Genomic DNA, 18,224 nt, shown 5'->3' with positions numbered 1-18,224 from the left:
GGAGGTCTCCGTCTGTCTTGTGGGTAGCCTAAGGGGATAGATGGGGGGATGGGGATGATAACGGTTTTGAGTTCAGGGTTTGATGATATGACAACGCTGTCAATTCATCTGTCAAAGTGCTTATCTTCCAACATGCGGCCTGTGTCCAGCCTATTTTTTCTTTTTTTATGAAAGCTAGGACATTTTGTCGCGACCAGGCGCCGGGTTTGATCGCCGTATCTCTTCGACTTCATCGCGAATGGGGCGCCTGGAAGTGTATGAGTCGGTCATGGCTTCCCAGTCATGCTGCGTCCATGCTAAGGAATGAAAAATTATAATTATAGTATCCGGGGGGATGAGGGCGAAATGTGGAAACCGAGGTTAGCCAATAGTGCTCGCATAAAATATCTGGGCATTGTCGATGCGCTACAGGAAGACATTCAGTCCGGTAGGGTTGTCGGGGGAGACAGGCTGCCGCCGCAACGAACGATTGCGGAGGCACTTGATGTCGACCTGACCACGGTTACCCGGGCTTTCAATGAAGCAAGGCGGCGGGGCCTCATCGACGCGCAAGCCGGTCGCGGCACCTTCGTGAGCCCGGCCATGGAGGGGGACGAAGCGGATGTGCTTGGGGACATTTCGTATGACCTCAGCATGAATATGCCGCCGCAGCCCGCCGAGGCGAACCTCAGTCAGGCGATAACCTCGGCTATCACAAGCATTCTCCGGTCCCCGCGCGGCGCCGCGTCAATGCATTACCGGGAAAGCATCGGCACTGAAAAGGACCGTCAGGCAGGTACAATCTGGCTTGCCAAGCGCATTGAGGGTATTGGCAGCAACCGGGTTCTGGTATCGGCCGGCGCGCAGAGTGCGCTTTTTGCCATTTGCGAGCTCAACCTTCGTCGTGGCCAGGTGATTGCCGCAGGGTCGATGACCTATCCGGGTCTTAAGGCGGTTGCCTCCCAGAAGGGGTTAATCGTTGAAGCGCTGACCATGGACGAGCATGGCATCATGCCGGATGCCTTTGAGCAGGTCTGTCGCGAACGCTCACCCAAAGCCCTTTATGTGATCCCGACGATCGATAATCCGACCACGGTGACCATGCCGGAAGAACGCCGCCGGACCATCGCTGCGCTCGCACGGCGGTATAATGTCGCGATCATCGAGGACGATCCTTACGCGCCGCTCCGGCCGGAACGGCTGACGACCTTTACCGAAATGGCGGCGGACATCACGTGGCACATCGCCACGCTCTCGAAATGCGTGACGCCCGCCTTGCGGGTCGCGTATGTGGTTGCACCGACGGGCGCGGACGCGCTTCGCCTTGCCACGGCCATGCGCGCAACGACCTTGATGGCGCCGCCCCTGATGTCATCGGTTGCGACCCGGTGGGTGCTGGATGGGTCGCTCGATAGAATCACGGGCGCCATTCGCGCCGAGAATATGAAACGGCAATTGATCGCCAAGTCGGTCTTGGGGAATGTTTCCATGGCGGCCGATCCTTGCGGGCATCATATCTGGTTACAGTTGCCAGGCCATTGGCGGGCGTCTGATTTCTCGCAGTATGCTGACCGGGCCGGTATTTTGATTGTCCCATCGGCGACATTCGCCACCGGGGACGATCAAGAGGAAGCTGTCCGGATTTCGTTGGGCGTGGCGCCTGACCGGGAAACGGTGAAGGATGGGCTGTCCCAGCTTGCCAGCCTCATGTCCCAACCGTCGCATGTCGCCCGCACCATCGTCTGATGTTCTGCGTCCTTCATTTTGTAGGCCTGAATCACGAGATGGCGCGCCTGCAGCAAGAGCCCCGGCTGGTTTGATCAAAAAGCTGTTGGCACGGAATCAAGGAACGGGCCCGGCGGCTTCATGGTTGAATGCTGGTTGCGTGGCGCGCTACGCCGGTCCTGTTTCATGTGTTTTCCGCAGAAATATCGCGCAAGAGTCGAAAACGGCTATCAAAATGATCTGTATTGGTGTATATACTCGACCCTACAGAGAGCCAATCTGTTTCGGAGTTCGGGACCATTAAGAGTTTCGGCCGACCGACAAGGGGGCAGGGGGTCTAAGCCAATAGTACTCTCCGCTGTTATTATCTGAGCACCATCCACAGATTGTTTGTTTTGGTGCTCATCGAATTACCGGTCCCATCGTTTGTAGTGTTTTACCGTTTGTGACGGTCGCATCGTTACGGCTGCCGTCGCATCCGTAGGCTGGCGTGCGCGCATTTCCGGCTCGCGCCGCGCTTATCCCGTAACCATTCCGACAGAGGAGTGCGACGACAATGTACCAACACCCAGGCGTTTATATCGAACATGTACCGTCCAACAGGCTTTCGATCGAAGCTGCGTCGACGTCGGTGACGGCCTTCATAGGCCACCTCACACGCGGCAAACCTCTGCAGGATGGGGGCGCGCCAGAGCAGATCAGCCTGGGGTCGCAATATGCCCAGAAATACGGCCCGATTTCGGGTGGTTCCGGCGGCATTCGCGACCTCGGCGACAAGGCAGACACATTCGGCTACGCCGTCACCACCTTCCTGGCCAACGGCGGCAGCAAGGCCTTCATTGTTCCAGTCTGCGATAAGGCCAACAAGGGCAAGGCCTCGAAGGCGTCCATTACCATCAAGGACGGCGCCAAGAAATACAAACTGGATTTCACCGCGACCTCGACCGGCAAATGGGCCGATGCTCTGCTTATCAACCTCAAGCAGGAAGACACGGGCGACTTCACCTTGAAGATCGGCACCCAGACCACGGCATCGCTCAGCGAAGCCGACGTCACCAAGAAGGAATTCGATACTATCCTCGAAACCTTCTCCGGCCTGAGTGTCGTGCCGACCGATGGCCGTGCGATCAAGGGCCAGGTCAACGACCGGTCGGCGCTTGTGACGGTCGAAAGCGACGCAGGCTCCGCCTCTGGCGCGGGCGACAAGAGCGATGTCAATGCCGTGACCACTGGCGGCGAGGATTCGAAGGCGCCGAAGAAGGCCGACTTCGAGGCAGCATTCGAGACGCTCAAGGACTATCGTTCGGTCTCGATCATGGTGCTGCCGGGCCTCAACTGGAAGGACAATAAGGAAATCTACCAGTCGGCAATTACCCACGCCGAATTCATGCAGAACCGCATGGTCCTTGTCGATCCGGTCAATCCGGATACCACGTCCAACCAATTGGTCACGGCCAAGAATGTCAAGGACGCGGGCTTCCCGACCTCGCCTTATTCGGCGCTCTATTATCCGTATCTCACGGTTTCGAACCCCTTCTATGACGCGGAAACCGCGGCCAATAAACCGGCTACGTTCGATATTGGCCCGTCGGCAATGGCGGCCGGGCTGTGGGGGCGGATCGATGCTGCCCGCGGTGTCTGGAAAGCACCGGCCGGGCTTGAGGCCACGGTTCGCGGCTCGCTGGGGCCGAACGTGATGATCGGCAACGCGATCCAGGACAATCTGAACGAATGGGGCGTCAATTGCCTGCGCGCGATCATCGGCCCCACAGTGGTTTGGGGCGGCCGGACATTGGCGACCAAAACCAAACCGCAGTATCGCTACATTCCGGTACGCCGGACCCAGAGCATGATCGGCGAAAGTCTCTACAACGCCCTGCAGGCGGTGGTGTTCGAGCCGAACGACCACAAGCTGTGGGCATCCTTGCGCGCCAGTATCGGCAATTTCATGGACGGGCTGCACCGGTCAGGTGCCTTCCAGGGCGAAAAGGCCTCGGACGCCTATTTCGTCAATTGCGGCCTGGGGTCCACCATGACGCAGGGCGATATTGACGCCGGTATCGTGCGGGTCGTTGTCGGCTTCGCACCGCTCAAGCCAGCCGAATTCGTCGTAGTCCAAATACAGCAGATTGTTGGTCAGGCCGCGTAAAGCACGCGGCCTGATTCCCGTCCTCTCATATTGAACAAAGGATCTGTCCCATGGCTGCTCCCATGTTTTCCGTCAATGCACATCGCTATGACCCCTACCGCACGTTCAAATTCCAGGTCGTGATCGGTGGGCAAACCGTTGCCGGGCTCTCCAAGATGGGCGCCCTGAAGAAAACCACCGAGGTGGTCAACTGGCGCGCGGCGGGTGACCCGTCGATGCAAAGGGCTATCCCCGGCGGCAGCAAGGTCGAAAATGTCACACTGGAAATGGGCCTGTCCCATGACCCGGTCTTCGAGAATTGGGCCAATGCGGTCAACAATGTCTCGGAAGGCGATGCGGGCATGAGCCTGGTCAATTTCCGCCGCGACGTGGTGATCAATGTCATGAACCTCCAAGGCACACCGGCGATGTCCTATCACCTGCGCCGGGCCTGGGTGACCGAGTTTCAGGCGCTTCCAGAATTCGATGCCAACAATATGAATACGATCGGGATTCAGTCTATCACCATGGCGTATGAGGGCTTTGTCCGCGACTTGGCCGTCGTGGAACCGACAGAGTCCTGATCGGTCATGACCGACCGTGCACTCCAGACCCTGGCGGTGGCGTTCCCGAGCTACCTCCCGCGGGCTCTGACCGGCGATCTCGAGCTTTCGCTTGCCGAAATCGCCTGGACCCGCGCCCCGCGTCCCGCGCGGGTCAGCCACCTGCTGAATACCGTGTTCGACCGGATCAGCGGCCAGCCCGTCAGTCTCGACCGGGTCAGACGGCTGACCTCATCGGCGCGGGAATGGCTTTTGCAGCGGGCCGCCCTGCTGTTTTGGACAGACAAGGGCTGGTTCCAGGCCCAATGCCGGGTTTGCGAGCAATATTTCGACCTGCCGCTGACGCTGGCAGCCGCCCCGCGTAAACCGGCAGGTGAAACTTTTCCGCTGGTGTCGGTCAAAACCTCACTGGGCCTGCGCCGGTTCGAAGCGCCGAATGGGGGCCATGAGGAGGACCTGGCGTTCGAACAGGGTGACCTGCCTCCCGAGCGGCGCCTGCTGGCGCTATGCGGCCTTGCGGAATCTGCCGCGGCGGATGCCCGCGCCTTCAGTAAGGCCGATGTCACCCGGATTGAAGCCGCCTTCGAGGCCCATTGCCCCGATGTGGCCGATGTCGTCGCAACCCGCTGCCCTGCGTGCCAGGCGGATATCGAAGCGCGGATCGACCCGTTGCAGTTCGCGTTCCCGCGCAGCCAGCAGCTCCTGCGCGACGTTCACATGATCGCATCGGCTTATCACTGGGGTGAGGCCGATATTCTTGCCCTGCCGGTGGCACGCAGGCGGGGCTATGCCAGTTTGATCCGGGCCGAAAAAGGCCGGGGAGGCGGAAGATGAGCCTGTTTTCCAGAGTCCTGAGCCGGGCCGCAATCGCGCGGGCAGAGGATACCTCCGTCCCCGCGTGGCCGAAGGGCATGGCCGCGCCCCTGCGCCGGAGCGAGGACAAGGAAGAGCCGGAAGCGGCCCCGCTACGCCGTGCGGCGCCAGAGGAGGAAAAGGATAAGGAGGCCCAGCCCTTGCGCCGTGCTGAAAAGCCGGATGATGAGGAGGACAAGACTGCGCAGGCGCTGCGCCGTGCTGCGGCTGGACCGCCCCAAGAGGAAGAGAAACAAGCCCAGGCCCTTCGACGCGCCGAGCAGCCGGAAGAGGAAGACAAGACCCAAGCCTTGCGCCGGGAGGAAAAACCGGAAGATGAGGAGCAGGCCGCTGAAGCGCTTCGCCGGACTTCGGCTGAACCGCCTGAAGAGGAAGAGAAACAGGCCCAGGCCCTTCGGCGCGCCGAGCAGCCTGAGGAGGAAGACAAGACCCAGGCCCTACGCCGGGAGGAAAAGCCGGAGGACGAGGAGCAGGCCGCTGAGGCGCTTCGCCGTGCTGCGGCTGAACCGCCTGAAGAGGAAGACAAGCAGGCCCAAACGCTCCGGCGTGCTGCCGAGCCGAATGAGCCGGACAAGGAAGACAAGACCCAGGCCCTACGCCGGGAAGAAAAGCCGGAAGAGGAGGAGCAGGCCGCTCAGGCGCTTCGCCGCGCTGCAGCTGAGCCGCCGGAGGAGGAAGACAAGCAGGCCCATGCTTTGCGCCGCTTGGGTCCTGACGATGAAAAAATGCCCAAGGAACCGAACCCGATGCAGGCGCTCAGGCGTGATGTGGCCGCCCCCGGCCTTGGCGCTGGCGGGGCAGACATTGGCGGCGGGCTGCCTTCGGCCCCCATGGAGGGTATGCCCGGTTTCGGGACGTTCGACGCGGACTTCGGCCCGACTGTTGAGGCCCCGGCGTCGCCGCAGGACACCGGCCAGGCTGAACGGCCCCGCGTGCAAATCGACCAGATCGATGTGGTCATCCATGAGGATGCCCCCACTGCGGGCTCATCCGCGCGGGGACAAGGGTTTGGCCAGGATCTGGCCCGCCGGATGCGCAGCACGTATTTGAGGGGGCTTTGATATGCCGACGTCGGAAAGTTCCCTTTCAGTTGCTATCCAAGGCACCGCCGATTTTCTGGCGGTCCGCATGGCCGATGATGTCGTCGTGACCGTGGACGCACCGCAGCGGGCGCAGAAGCAGGCTGAGGATGCCGACAAACATGTGCTGAATCTCTTCGCCTACCGGCTGGTTCCGTCGGGGTTTCACGCCGACATGGGCGATCATGACCCCACCTTCATTCGTGCCCATATTCTGCTGACGGCTTTTCCTGCCGGGCATGGCGACCCGCCGCCCGACAGCGATCTCAGGGTGTTGGGCCAGGCGGTACGGGTTCTGCAATCCTTCCCGGTGATCCCGGTTACCCTGCCGGGTGCGGCGCCGCCGGGCGCGCCCGCGAGCGATTTCAGGAAAAGCCAGACAACGTCCTACCGGCTTCAGGCGGTACTGCAGGCACCGACGATGGAAGAGATCAACCATGTCTGGACCACCCAGGGCGGTGAGCTGGCCTACCGCCTGTCGGCAGCTTACGAGCTGGCGCTGATCCCGATCGAGCCGCTGGTTCATGGCCAACCGGTGCCGCCTGTCAGTGAAGGCCAGTTCGAAATGGTGCCCGGTTTCGGCCGTGGGCCGTACCAGATGTTCCAGCAGGGTGGGCGGCTCTTTTCCCACCTGGAGCTTGGAGCCGGAACTGCTCAGGTCAAGATCGCTTTGACCGGCGAACCCGGCGCGCAGGCGGCGGTGGCCGTCGAATGGCGGCGTGCGGGCGGTACGCTCGAGCAACAGGCGCCCCAAACCTTCGCAATCAAAACCAGCGATGTGGACGCTGGGGATGCGCTCTTTGATGTGACGCTTTCCGGTGCGGCGGTAGGGGACCGTGCGAACCTTCAAACCGTGATCGTGGATGCGGACGGCACCCCGGTTAAAGGGGTGCCACCCGGCAATCTGATTACGCTGGATATCGGAGCCTGATGCATGACAGTTGTTCCGGAAAAAGCCGATATGGTCGCCGCGATGTTCGAGGCCGAATGGGTGCGCGTCGACAGGATACTGACACTGGCTGAGGCCGTGTCGTCCGGCCAAGTGCTGGGCGAGGACTTCGCCCGAGATTTCGATGCCGCGGCCCAGGCGGTGGAGGCGGCCCGCGATGCAGGTGCATGGGCGGGCCTGGCCACAGTCGTTGACCAGACCACACTGGCGGCCCTGAAGCGGATTGACCTTGACCTTCTGGTGCTGGCGTTGGCGCCGGTGGCGCATCCGTCCTTCGCTTCGCGTCTCCATTCGCTGCAGCCGCATATCGGCTCGGCCTGGCCGAGCCTGCCGCTCCTGCAGGATCTGCTGATGCTGGACAGTAGCGCGGACCTGGACCTCCTCTTTGCCGAACTTGCGCCAACCTCCCCCCTGGTAACCGCGGACCTTTTGCGGGTGGACGGCGTCACGCCTTACCAGACCATCCGCCCAACACCGCAACTGATCCGGGCGATGCTGAACCGGGATGCTGAGCTGGCGCCGCCGCCAGGCGCCAATCTCCTGACACGGCGCGGCACCTGGAATGACCTGATCCTGCCTGCCACGGCGATGGCGCAACTGAGGGATTTCACCGCCTGGATCCGCCATGCCGACCGCATCCGCCGCGATTGGGGCGGCAAGGCCATTCATGGTCCGCTCGCGCTGTTTTCCGGTGCCTCGGGCACGGGCAAAAGCTTTGCTGCCTGTGTGATCGCCAGTGCGCTGAGCCAGGAAGGCGAAGCCCCTTGGGCGCTTTATACGCTCGATCTTGGGCGGATTATGTCGAAATATGTCGGCGAGACCGAAGCGAACCTCAATGCACTTCTGGAAAGCCTCGATGGCCGCCGCGCCATCCTGCAGATCGATGAAGCCGACGGCCTTCTAGGCAAGCGCGGAGAGATTTCCGACGCGCGTGACCGCTATGCCAACCTTGAGGTCAGTCACATGCTCAGCCGGTTCGAGCGGCATATGGGGCCTGTCATTCTGACAACCAACCTGCGCTCGAATGTCGACAGCGCCTTTTTGCGCCGCTTCCAACTGGTGGTGGACTTCCCGGCGCCGGATGACAAGGCGCGGGCCGAACTGTGGGACCGCCTGCTGCCCGAGGGCGCACCGCGTGATCCTGCGCTGGATCTCATGGCGGTTGGGGCAGCCGTGCGCATGTCGGGCGGTGCGATCAGCAACGCTGCCCATTATGCCGCCGTGCTGGCCGCTGAGGCGGAGACCGGCATTACCCCGGCCTTCGTGGCCCGGGCGGTGTGGGCCGAACTGATGAAGGGTAGCCGCCAGGTCAGGAAGTCCGAAATCGGCTTTCTCGGCAGTTATCTGGACCCTGGAGCGGGGGACCCGTCATGAGAGTGAAACGTCTTACGGTCCGCCTGCCCGTCAGGCTTAAAGGTACCGCGCATCACGATGCCCGCCGCATAGGCGAGGCGGTGGCCGAAGCGCTGTGGAAGAACGGCGGCCAAGGCGGAACCATCACCGTGCCGGGCCACGGTCAAAGCGGGCCGGCGTTGGCGGTGCGGGTCGGTGCGGCACTGCCGAAAGCAAGGGGAGGGAAGGGTCATGGCCATTGAGACGCGTGGTGTCCTTTTCGAATATGGGATTTCGTTGCCGCCGTTGGCGTTGATCTTCCAGTTCAACCCGCAGGAAATTTCCCGCTCGCGCACGGTGACGGTGAGAACCGGTAATTCGCCAGGGTCCCGTGGTGGGTATGACTTCCTGTCACCGCTTGAAACCGCACGGGTTTCGCAGGGCGTGGAGATGCAGGCTGAAAGCTTCTCCATCGACATCCTGCTCGATGCTACCGACGCCATGAACAAGGGCGATGTGGTCGCCACCAAGTTTGGCGTTCAGCCCCAGATCGACACGCTGCGCTCGATGGCTGAACCGAAGAACCAGGGCCCAGGTGGCGTTAAGGTGCTGTCGTCGCTTGGCTTTTCCGGAACCCGGGCGTTCGAGCGGCAGGAAACCGCCAGCGTACTGGTTTTCGCCTGGGGAATGCAGGTGCTGCCGGTGTTCCTGACCGGTGTCGCCCAGAAAGAGGCGCTGCATCTGCCCAACCTCATGCCCTACCGGGCGACGATGAGCCTGACCATGCAGGTGATCGAAAGCTCAAACCCCTTCTTCCTGGCGGACAAGGTGCGCCAGACGATCAGCACGGCGATGAATGTGGCAACCGGATTCCAGACAGGGTGACGCAAGATGGCTTTTTTCAAAGGGTCTTATTATCAGAAACTACCGGTCTTTGACGCCGCCGATGGCCGGAAGGGCAAGGGCTTCTTGGGCGTGCGTACACGGCCGATAGCCGAGCCTGAACCGGTTCTTGAACACACCGTCACTGTTGGCGACCGGCTCGACAGTCTGGGGCAGCATTATTATGCCAACCCGCGGGATTGGCGGCGTCTGGCTGATTGCAATCCGGATGCGATCTTCCCTGAAGACTTGTTATTGAAGGTTGACGCCTTCCCGCTGGAAGGTGCGGCGCGGGAACGCACGGGCGAGGTGATCCTCGTGCCGCGCAGAAGGGAGGGGCAGCGTTAAATGGCTTCCTTGTCTTTCTCTCTCGACCTTGGGTTCCGGCAAGCTGCGTCGCTGGTGATCGAAGTGGGCACCGACCGCCACGATATTGGCGACTTGGCTGATATGGTGGCCAGTGTTGAAGTCATGACCGGGCGGACAGAAGCCGCGACCGGCACGATCACGATTGATGACCGGCGGCGCGAGGATGGTGAGTGGATGGCCGCGGACAGCGGACATTTCCGACGCAACCAACCCATTGTCCTGTCAGCCGATTTCCAGACCCACGTCGAGGAAATTTTCCGCGGCTATATGGTGCAGCTGAAGCCGGAGCTACCGCAGAATGGCGGTGAGGCCAAGCTTGTCATTGAGGTGCAGGATGACGGCGTGGCGCTGAACCGGGAGCATATGCGCCGGGTCTGGGGCGAGGATGCGCCGATGACCGACCTTGAAATCCTGCGCGAGCTTGTGGAGCCGCTCAATCTGGATGTCGATCCCGCAAGTGGCGATGGGCAGTCGGCGCGGTCGCTGTCGATGGACGGCACGCCTGCTCAGTTTCTCTACAGTCGCGCTCAAGCCAACGGCTATGAGCTGATCTTCTCGGAAGGCGGCGTTTATTTCGGCCCTATGCGCCTTGAGGGCGATGCGCAGGAAACCATCATGATCTATGCCGGTTCGGCGACCAACTGCCTGAGCTGGTCACTGACCGACGACGCCCAGAAACCCGATGCGGTCGGCTTCGAGCTGGCACCGCGTGAGGAAGGAGCGGACCCCGTGGTCGAGGTTGTCACCCCGGACGCGCCGCTTCTCGGGACGTCCGCCACCGCGGAGGAGGGCGCAGACCTGGGTACCCCGTCTATCAGTCGGATCAGCCGGGAGGGTGACGAACCGGAAGAGGTGACACGGGCGCGCGCGCAGGCTGCCGCCAACGAAAACAGTTTCAAGATCCGTGCGACAGGTGAGCTTGACGGCACGCTTTATGGCCATGTGCTCAAGGCCGGCAAGCTGGTGCGGGTGGATGGCACCGGCACGCGCAATGGCGGTCTTTATTACGCCGATAAGGTGACCCACGCCTTCAGCCCGGAAGGCTACCGCCAGCGCTTCGAGTTGATCCGTAATGCCACCGGCGACAGTGATTCACTGGGGTCCGCCCCGCTCGCGTCCGCCATGTCCGCGATTTCGAACCTGTTCTGAAGAAGGAAGTGAAATATCATGAATGAAGCCTTCCAGACTATTGAAAAGTCGATACGCAAACAGCAGACCACCTATTACGGCAAGTATCGCGCTTTCGTCGCCGATAATGACGACCCCGATGGGCTGGGCCGGATCAAGATGACCATTCCGTCGGTGCTGGGCGAAGCGACGAGCGACTGGGCGCTTCCCGCCGTGGCCTATGGTGGCGGTGCGGATTTCGGCGTGCTTTGGGTGCCGCCTGTTGGTGCACAGGTGCTGGCGGAATTTCTGGAAGGTGACCCATCTGCCCCGGTCTGGGCCGCCACCTTCTGGCGTCAGGCCTCGGAGATGCCGGCCGAGTATCAGGGGCCTTCAACCAAAATCCTGAAAACCGAAAGCGGCCATCTCCTGACCTTTGAGGACAAGGAGGGGGAAGAGCAGATCACGTTGCACTCGAAGGCGGAAGCCGAACTGGTGATGGACAAGGACGGCGGCATCACGTTGACCGACAGCGCCGGGTCGAAAGTGGTTCTGGATGCCGCAGGCGGCCAGATCCAGATCGAGGACGCGAACGGCAATTCCATGGTGATGTCATCGTCGGGGATCGACTGCAAGGATGCGTCCGGCAACGAAATCAAGATGAGCGGCAGCGGCGTCGACATTAAATCCTCCGCGGTCGTCAATATCGAGGGCAGTTCCGTTACCGTTGCCGGTGCAGGTGGTGAACCAATCGTCAAGGGGACCACCTTCCTGGCCCTGTTCAATTCCCATGTTCATCCGACAGTGTTCGGGCCCTCCGGTCCGCCTGTAGTGCCGCTGACCCCGGCGGCGCTGACCATCAAGAGTACGGCACAATGACCCGGATACAGACAGCGAAATTGCCGCGTGTCGGCTATATGGCTTTTCCCTTCCGCATGGGCGCGGATGGTGCCACCACGGTGGCCCGGTTCGAACATATCCGGCAACAGGTGGAGCAGGTACTGTTCACCTCACCCGGCGAACGGGTCTTCCGGCCAGAGTTCGGCTTCGGTGCCCGTCGGCATGTATTTGAGCCGAATGCCTCCAGCCTTTGGGAATATGCCCAGAACAGCCTCTATGGCGCGCTCGCGGAAGCGCTGGCGGGCGAGGTCGATCCGAAGACCCTTCAGGTCTCTGTCGGACCCGGTGAGGGGGAGCCGGAAGTTCTCCTGGTTCGCATCCGCTATGTCATCGCCGCGCTCCAGAAGGAGGAAACCCATGAAATCAAGGTGTGACCATGGCTGAACTGGCTAAACCCCAACTGATTTTCGATGGCGGCTGCCCCGACTGTGGCGAGCGCACGGCAGTGCTGCCTTTGCCGATCCCGGGCGTGGAAGACGACTTCGACTGGTCAACCCGGGATTACGACAGTTTCCGCCTGTTCATGATGCAGGAACTGGCCAGCCGTTTCCCCGAAAGGCGGCGCTGGACCGTGGCCGACATGGAGGTGGTGGTCATCGAATTGCTGGCCGCGGCGCTGGACCGGGCTAGTCATGCCATCGACAGGGTTCAGGCTGAACGGTTCCTGGATACGGCCCGTCGGCCTGAAAGTGTCAGGCGGCTTCTCAAGCTGATTGGCTATGACGCGGCGCTCAGGACGCCGCAATCCATCCTCGATAGCCGCACAGGTGCAACACCCGAAGAGAAGGTCGAAGACTATTGGCGCGACTATCCTGGCGCCATGGAAGCGGCACGTGCCGCCGGGCCGCGGCTGATTGCCGAACAGCACCGTATGGTCACGCTGGCGGACCATGCCTTGGTGCTGGAAACCCATCCGCTGGTGGCGCTCGCGCGGGCCAGGCTGGTCTGGACCGGTGCCTGGCAGACAATCCTTGTGTCCGCGCTTCTGGAGGACGATATCGCGCTTGATGCCAAGCTGCATGACGACCCGGCACCAAACCCGGCTTTCCCCAACAAGATCCGGCGCGAACTGTGGAATGAAATCGTCACCTACCATCTGGAACGCCGCCTGCCGCTGCCGCCCATTGGCCCGAACCTGACCCCGCGCCGTCTGCTGCGTGCCGTGATTGACGAATATCGGATGATCGGCACCGAAGTGTTCCTGGAACCGGCCAAATCCGCCGCGATCAACATCACGCTCTCGGTGCGGGCAAAGGCCGGTTATTTCCGTTCGGAACTCAAGCAAGCGCTGGCGCAGGTCTTCAGCGCCGACCAGGGCGGCTTCTTCGAAATTGGCCGGTTGGACTTCGGCCAACCTCTCTATGCCTCGGACGTTATTGAAGCCGCGATGACCGTGGAAGGCGTGGCAGTGGCCTGCCTCAACCTGTTCCGCCGGGTCGGCAAGGGGTTTGAAAACCAGTCCGCTGACGGCCTCATTGAGATCGAGCCGGATGAATTCATCGAATGCCAGTCCGACCGCAGCAACCCGCAAAAAGGCATGCTTCGGATCGTTGTCAATGGAGGGGAAGCAGGATGAGCGCACTTCACCCCAACCGTCCGGATATGTTGAAGGATCTCACGCGCTGGAACCGCATGGGCCTGTCCCGGTTCGACTATATCGACGGCGACGCGGCAGTCTGGCTTGAGGAACTGCGCATCGCCATGCTGGGGCTTTACCTGCACGGCGTGGCCGGTGAGGCGCGTCTGCCGGAATATTGGCGCGACGTTTATCTCAAGCCGGTCAGTGAGTGGCCTGATGTGGCGGACGCGGCCCAGAAGGTGGCCTGGAAGCGGCTGGCGCCGGTGGTGCCGCCGCAGCGCGAAACCCGGGGACGGCGAACGGAACGTCTCCTGAAGCAGTATGACACCCGGACCGGTGATTACGCGTGGGAGATTAACCGCGCTTTCGCCCGCGCTGCGCATATCCTGCTCGGCTATCTGGATGCCTATACCAACGAAGGGTATCTGCGCACGGCAACCCAGTGGGACAATCTGCGCCGTTTGGCCGCGATGGTGAATTACCAGCCGACGCCCTATGCCTCAGCCACCACGCTGGTGGGGCTCATTCTGAATGACGACACTGGCGCGGTTGAAGTGCCAGCAGGGTTGGCGATGAAATACACCAAGCCTGAAGGCGGTGCGCCGGTGATCTTCGAAACGCTGACGAAGGTTTCCTGCCATCCGGCGCTCAACGCTGCCCGGGCGAAAGACTGGAACCGGAACAACACGCCGATTGCCTTCGGAAATGCGGCCGGGACGCGCTGGTTCCTCGCCAAGGATAAAACGCTGGCCACCGGCGATCTCATGGTGCTGGCCGATGGTAAGACGGCAGAAGCCCATATCCTCCGCTCGGTCAATCATGACACCGATGCCGGGATTGCGAACCTCATCTTCGCCGATCAGCCCGGCAAGACCTACACGCATTATTCGACCCGGCTTTGGACCCTGCCGTCGGACGTGCGTGTGGGGGAAAAGACGTCGAAGAACGGTCAGGTCGTGGTCAAGGTCGAGGGCATGGGCTCTGTCGTGGCCGGGGATCTGGTCGAGGTCATGATTAAGGGGGAGAAGGCTGCTGTCGAGGTGCTGATGGTTACCGGCGACGGCCTTGTGCTCGATATGGACCTGGGCGACGAAAAGACGGTCAAACTGCGCCTGATGCAGCCCTATGCGCTGGACGCCGCCAAAAAGGTGAAGCGGCAGGCGACCGGCACGACCAAGATGGCGGCCCCGACATCGAACGGCGTGAAGGTGAAAAGCGGCACGTCCCCAGAGTTTGTTGGCGGCACGGAGCTCCGGGAGTTCAGCTTCTCCAAGGCCAAACACGGTCGCGCCTATGCGTTCAGTGATGGGGACAAGCAATTTTCCGGCACGGTGGTCAAAGAAAGCCCAGCCGTAGTGCCGACGAAAGACAAGGCGAAAAAGTCGAAATCCAAGGGGCATGGCAAGAAGAAAGCCCACAAAGTCGTCAGTTTCACGGGCAAGCCGCCGAAAGGGCTGGCGGACGGTGACTGGTTCGTCGCACGCGATATGGCGACCGACGCGGTCAAGGCGCTCAGGGTCAAGGGCGTTCGGGTAGCGTCGGGCGAATATCATGTCGAGTTCCATGCCGCCCCCGTCGGTGCCCCCGACAAGACCGAATTCCATGGCCCGATGACGCTGTCCATGATCATTGAAAATTATAACCGCAATCCGGCCCCGGCGTTGGCGGGGAACAAGCTGGTGCTGGAACATGTGCCTGAAGCGGCGCGCGTCCTGATCAAACCTGGCCGCAAGCTGTTGATCCGGCGGCAGGTGGGTGAAATCGACGAGACGATCGCCGCCAAGGTTGAGGAGGCGCGTCCTGCCACGGGCGGCCCGAACCGCCTGGAGCTGACCTTGATGTCCTATGAGGGGGCCAGCCAATGGGCGCGCGGCGACCTGAGCTTCTGTTTGAACACCGTGCAGGTCTCACACGGGGAATCCAAGGGCTCGAAACTGTTGGGGTCGGGTGATGGCGAACGCCGGGTCCAAAGCTTTGATTTTAATGTGAAAAACATCAGCCATATCCCGTCGACCTCAGCTGAGGCCGGGGTGGCGCCCGCGATGGATATCGCGGTCGACGGCGTCCGCTGGGAGTATCGCGATTATATCGACCCCTCGGCAGAGGGGACGCCGTCTTGGTCCACGACGCTGACGGAAGACGACACGTTACGTATCCATTTCCGCCGCCGCCTTGTGACCGGGCAGAATAATGTGATTGTGACCCGCTACCGGGTCGGCGCCGGCGCAGCTGGCTCGGCCATCCCGCCGCTGTCTTTCTCCAAGCCGATGAAGAAAAACCGCTATGTCTCCGGCATTTTCCAACCCTTCGCCACCGCGGGCGGCGCGGACCGGGAACCCGTGTCCAAACTGCGGGAGTCCACGCCCAAACGGCTCTCGGCGAACGGGCGTGCGGTCTCGCTCAGCGACTTCGAGCATCTGGCGATGCGCCATTCGGCCATCTTGCGCGCTCATGCCGAAATCGTGCCGACGTCGGCGTCCCTAAAGCTGGTGTCGCTGACGGTAGCGCTGGCCAACGGTGCCGATGTTGACGACCTGAAGGACGACCTCAGCCCGGGAATCCTTGCCAAGGCGCTGCCGGGGGTTGGGGTCAGTTTCCGAAATTACGAATGCCTGCCGCTGCGCATGGTGGTCAAGGTGCGCTCGGACCTTGCGGTCTATAACAAGACCGATATCAAGGCCGCCGCTGAAGCCCGGCTGTTTGAGGTTTTCGCGCTTGAGAAGCGGGATTTTGGGCAGACCGTCTATATCAGCGAAGTGCTCGCGGCGTTGGAGACCGTGGTGGGTGTGGAAACTGCGCGGGTACTCGATTTCGGTCTCGTGGGGCAGGGCTATACCGACCTCACGCACGCGAAACCGGCTGACTTCGACGGGCCGTGGCCGCGCAATGTTGCGGTCAATGACGGCAAGGTCGCGGCAATCTATACGACCCTGCATCAGATCGCCCATATCGTGGCCAATTCCGCCAGCGCCGTGGCCGTAGAGGTGGAGGATGCAAGATGAGCTTCCCTGAAGACGTTCTGAGCCGTGCGGGCCGCATTCTGTATCGTGAATTGCCGGACGAATACCGCTATCGGGATAATCCGACAGCAAGCGAACTCGGTGACCTTGAAGCCTATTTGCAGGGCTTTGGCCATGTCCTGGACCTGATCCGGCGTACCACGGAGCAGGCCTATGCCGATGCCTTCGCCGAGGCCACCGAAACAGGGGATGAAATTCAGCCCTGGCTGCTCCCGTATCTGGCTGAGCTTGTCGGCGCCGACCTGTTCGCCCCGGATGAGGACCGCCGACGCGAAGAATTGAACAATTCTGTCCTGTGGTCGAAGTCAAAGGGCACGCTGCGCAATGTCGATCAGGTGGGCGATGTCATTTCCGGGGCGGAAACCATGGTGCGTGAAGGCTGGCGGCTGACGCTGACCTGCCCGCGGCCAGCCCTGCCGCCTTTCAGCGTGCCGAAGGTCGAAAACCCGAATGACCAGCTTGGGCGCACGCCGGTGCCGCTTGGCTGCCCGGATTTCAGGGTTATGGACCGTGCAGTCGCCGATCCTGATGGCGCCAACCCGTTGTTCAGGCTGCGCTATCCTGGGCGCGATGCCAAAGGTATGCCGCTTGAGATTGCGCCAGAGATATTCTGGAAACCGCGGGCGGCAGACGGGGTGCCCTGTTTCCCTGGTGGCTATGCCGACAACAGCGCCCGCTGCCCCGACCTTCGCGATCCAGACCTGAACGAGGACCTTGGTCCGCACCCGGGCCGGTCGCTGGTCTATCTGCGGCCGCCTGACGGTCTGTTTGAGAAGGGGCTGCGTGTGATGAAGGTCGCTGACCCGGCGGTGTTCGGCATCCAGGCTGGTGCTGCGCAGCAGTTTGACCCGCGCTCCATTCTGAAGCTGGTGGCGGGCGAGGACGGTGAGGCCCCCGACCGGATCATCGTCGAGCTCGGCAAGGATATGACGATCCCGGCGGGCGCGGATGTGACGTTCCGGCATATCTGTTTCACCGGCCGTGTCGGTAGCGGCAATGCGGCCAAGCCGGTGCGCCTTCAGGTGCAAACCGGCGGGCGTTTGTCTCTGCACTATTGTGCCGCCGAAAAAGTGGTTCTGACTGGCAACGGTAGCACCGATGACCCAGACCGGCCGGCGCTTTATGGCTGGTCCAGCCTGTTTGGGTCTGTCATCGGGCCGAACCGCTTCGCGCGGTTGGTTTATTGCACGGTGATGGAGGAGCTGGACCTGATGCGGTTGCAGGCGTCCGACTGCCTGTTTGCCGTCATATCGTCAAACCTGAAGTGCGCCGAGGACGAAAGCTGCATCCGCTATTCGCGCTTCACCGCGGTCAAGGCGCTTGAGGCCTGTTTCTCCAAACAGGCCCCGACCAACACCAACAAGCGGCCCCGCTTTATCCTGCGCTATTTGCCGGAAGGCAAGAAGAAGGGCTGTGTGCTCAGGCTGCCGCGCTACGGTGAGGCGGGCTATGGCGTCCTTGATATTCTGACGGATGCCGCCATTTCGGCCGGCGCCGAGGACGAAGGCGAGATGGGCGCCTATCACGAATTCTATTTCGCGGCTCAGGTCCGGGCGCTTCGCAAGAAACTGCAAACTTATCTGCCGCTCGGGCAGGAAATCTCCCTGGCCTATGACCCACTCATGACGCTCGTCCCGCCAGTCCTGGTGGGTTCAGGCGGCGATTGAATTTGAAGGAGAAATGACATGAAGGGCTCGAATTCTCGGTTCAGTCATCGACCCGAACAACGGTATTCCAAC

The 18,224-nt window shown here is 61.6% G+C and carries 16 protein-coding genes; all 16 read left to right on the top strand.

Translation table 11 applies throughout. The features are described 5' to 3' along the window. Window positions 1-345: 345 nt before the first annotated feature. The 16 genes from K6118_RS09525 (at window position 346) to K6118_RS09450 (ending at window position 18,152) form a co-directional block, all read left to right on the top strand. Window positions 346-1,725 carry an aminotransferase-like domain-containing protein gene (locus K6118_RS09525; RefSeq protein ID WP_247120117.1) on the top strand — a complete coding sequence of 460 codons (1,380 nt, stop codon included), beginning with the start codon at window positions 346-348 and terminating at the stop codon, window positions 1,723-1,725. Between the two features lie 535 nt (window positions 1,726-2,260). After that, the gene (locus tag K6118_RS09520; RefSeq protein ID WP_247120116.1) at window positions 2,261-3,853 is read left to right on the top strand and encodes a phage tail sheath family protein; all 1,593 of its coding nucleotides are present in this window, start codon (window positions 2,261-2,263) and stop codon (window positions 3,851-3,853) included. 50 nt (window positions 3,854-3,903) lie between these two features. Beyond that, window positions 3,904-4,416 (top strand): phage tail protein, encoded by a 513-nt coding sequence (locus K6118_RS09515; RefSeq protein ID WP_247120115.1) that lies wholly within the window; start codon window positions 3,904-3,906, stop codon window positions 4,414-4,416. A 6-nt stretch (window positions 4,417-4,422) separates the two neighbouring features. Next, window positions 4,423-5,229 (top strand): hypothetical protein, encoded by an 807-nt coding sequence (locus tag K6118_RS09510; RefSeq protein WP_247120114.1) that lies wholly within the window; start codon window positions 4,423-4,425, stop codon window positions 5,227-5,229. Next, window positions 5,226-6,329, top strand: coding sequence for a hypothetical protein (locus K6118_RS09505; protein ID WP_247120113.1), 1,104 nt, complete (start codon window positions 5,226-5,228; stop codon window positions 6,327-6,329). Before K6118_RS09510 ends, K6118_RS09505 begins: the two co-directional genes overlap by 4 nt. A 1-nt stretch (window position 6,330) precedes the next feature. Continuing rightward, window positions 6,331-7,278 (top strand): Pvc16 family protein, encoded by a 948-nt coding sequence (locus K6118_RS09500; protein WP_247120112.1) that lies wholly within the window; start codon window positions 6,331-6,333, stop codon window positions 7,276-7,278. A gap of 3 nt (window positions 7,279-7,281) precedes the next feature. Beyond that, complete coding sequence (locus tag K6118_RS09495) at window positions 7,282-8,670, top strand: ATP-binding protein (protein WP_247120111.1); 1,389 nt, start codon at window positions 7,282-7,284, stop codon at window positions 8,668-8,670. After that, the gene (locus K6118_RS09490) at window positions 8,667-8,891 is read left to right on the top strand and encodes a hypothetical protein (protein WP_247120110.1); all 225 of its coding nucleotides are present in this window, start codon (window positions 8,667-8,669) and stop codon (window positions 8,889-8,891) included. Before K6118_RS09495 ends, K6118_RS09490 begins: the two co-directional genes overlap by 4 nt. After that, complete coding sequence (locus K6118_RS09485; RefSeq protein ID WP_247120109.1) at window positions 8,881-9,513, top strand: hypothetical protein; 633 nt, start codon at window positions 8,881-8,883, stop codon at window positions 9,511-9,513. Before K6118_RS09490 ends, K6118_RS09485 begins: the two co-directional genes overlap by 11 nt. 6 nt (window positions 9,514-9,519) lie before the next feature. Then, entirely contained in the window at window positions 9,520-9,858 is a 339-nt protein-coding gene (locus K6118_RS09480; protein ID WP_247120108.1) for a LysM peptidoglycan-binding domain-containing protein, read from the top strand. After that, window positions 9,859-11,028, top strand: a complete 1,170-nt coding sequence (locus K6118_RS09475) for a phage late control D family protein (RefSeq protein ID WP_247120107.1) — start codon at window positions 9,859-9,861, stop codon at window positions 11,026-11,028. Between the two features lie 18 nt (window positions 11,029-11,046). Then, window positions 11,047-11,865, top strand: coding sequence for a phage baseplate assembly protein V (locus K6118_RS09470; RefSeq protein WP_247120106.1), 819 nt, complete (start codon window positions 11,047-11,049; stop codon window positions 11,863-11,865). Further along, window positions 11,862-12,260, top strand: a complete 399-nt coding sequence (locus tag K6118_RS09465; protein ID WP_247120105.1) for a GPW/gp25 family protein — start codon at window positions 11,862-11,864, stop codon at window positions 12,258-12,260. Before K6118_RS09470 ends, K6118_RS09465 begins: the two co-directional genes overlap by 4 nt. Before the next feature lie 2 nt (window positions 12,261-12,262). Further along, window positions 12,263-13,462: a baseplate J/gp47 family protein gene (locus K6118_RS09460; protein WP_247120104.1), complete on the top strand. Its 1,200-nt coding sequence runs from the start codon at window positions 12,263-12,265 to the stop codon at window positions 13,460-13,462. Continuing rightward, window positions 13,459-16,467, top strand: coding sequence for a baseplate J/gp47 family protein (locus tag K6118_RS09455; protein ID WP_247120103.1), 3,009 nt, complete (start codon window positions 13,459-13,461; stop codon window positions 16,465-16,467). The genes K6118_RS09460 and K6118_RS09455 overlap by 4 nt, the downstream gene beginning before the upstream one ends. Beyond that, a complete protein-coding gene (locus K6118_RS09450; RefSeq protein WP_247120102.1) occupies window positions 16,464-18,152 on the top strand; it encodes a hypothetical protein in 1,689 nt (562 codons plus the stop codon). Before K6118_RS09455 ends, K6118_RS09450 begins: the two co-directional genes overlap by 4 nt. Window positions 18,153-18,224 lie beyond the last annotated feature (72 nt).

It is taken from the genome of Kordiimonas marina (assembly GCF_023006325.1).
Taxonomy (GTDB): Bacteria; Pseudomonadota; Alphaproteobacteria; order Sphingomonadales; family Kordiimonadaceae; genus Kordiimonas; species Kordiimonas marina.
The sequence above is the reverse complement of the archived record's forward strand: the minus strand, read 5'-3'. Positions and strand labels throughout refer to the sequence as shown.

Excerpts from the sequence above, each read along its gene's own strand:
- K6118_RS09525 (WP_247120117.1), top strand. The coding sequence starts at position 346 with ATGTGGAAACCGAGGTTAGCCAATAGTGCTCGCATAAAATATCTGGGC.
- K6118_RS09520 (WP_247120116.1), top strand. The coding sequence starts at position 2,261 with ATGTACCAACACCCAGGCGTTTATATCGAACATGTACCGTCCAACAGG.
- K6118_RS09515 (WP_247120115.1), top strand. The coding sequence starts at position 3,904 with ATGGCTGCTCCCATGTTTTCCGTCAATGCACATCGCTATGACCCCTAC.
- K6118_RS09510 (WP_247120114.1), top strand. The coding sequence starts at position 4,423 with ATGACCGACCGTGCACTCCAGACCCTGGCGGTGGCGTTCCCGAGCTAC.
- K6118_RS09505 (WP_247120113.1), top strand. The coding sequence starts at position 5,226 with ATGAGCCTGTTTTCCAGAGTCCTGAGCCGGGCCGCAATCGCGCGGGCA.
- K6118_RS09500 (WP_247120112.1), top strand. The coding sequence starts at position 6,331 with ATGCCGACGTCGGAAAGTTCCCTTTCAGTTGCTATCCAAGGCACCGCC.
- K6118_RS09495 (WP_247120111.1), top strand. The coding sequence starts at position 7,282 with ATGACAGTTGTTCCGGAAAAAGCCGATATGGTCGCCGCGATGTTCGAG.
- K6118_RS09490 (WP_247120110.1), top strand. The coding sequence starts at position 8,667 with ATGAGAGTGAAACGTCTTACGGTCCGCCTGCCCGTCAGGCTTAAAGGT.
- K6118_RS09485 (WP_247120109.1), top strand. The coding sequence starts at position 8,881 with ATGGCCATTGAGACGCGTGGTGTCCTTTTCGAATATGGGATTTCGTTG.
- K6118_RS09480 (WP_247120108.1), top strand. The coding sequence starts at position 9,520 with ATGGCTTTTTTCAAAGGGTCTTATTATCAGAAACTACCGGTCTTTGAC.
- K6118_RS09475 (WP_247120107.1), top strand. The coding sequence starts at position 9,859 with ATGGCTTCCTTGTCTTTCTCTCTCGACCTTGGGTTCCGGCAAGCTGCG.
- K6118_RS09470 (WP_247120106.1), top strand. The coding sequence starts at position 11,047 with ATGAATGAAGCCTTCCAGACTATTGAAAAGTCGATACGCAAACAGCAG.
- K6118_RS09465 (WP_247120105.1), top strand. The coding sequence starts at position 11,862 with ATGACCCGGATACAGACAGCGAAATTGCCGCGTGTCGGCTATATGGCT.
- K6118_RS09460 (WP_247120104.1), top strand. The coding sequence starts at position 12,263 with ATGGCTGAACTGGCTAAACCCCAACTGATTTTCGATGGCGGCTGCCCC.
- K6118_RS09455 (WP_247120103.1), top strand. The coding sequence starts at position 13,459 with ATGAGCGCACTTCACCCCAACCGTCCGGATATGTTGAAGGATCTCACG.
- K6118_RS09450 (WP_247120102.1), top strand. The coding sequence starts at position 16,464 with ATGAGCTTCCCTGAAGACGTTCTGAGCCGTGCGGGCCGCATTCTGTAT.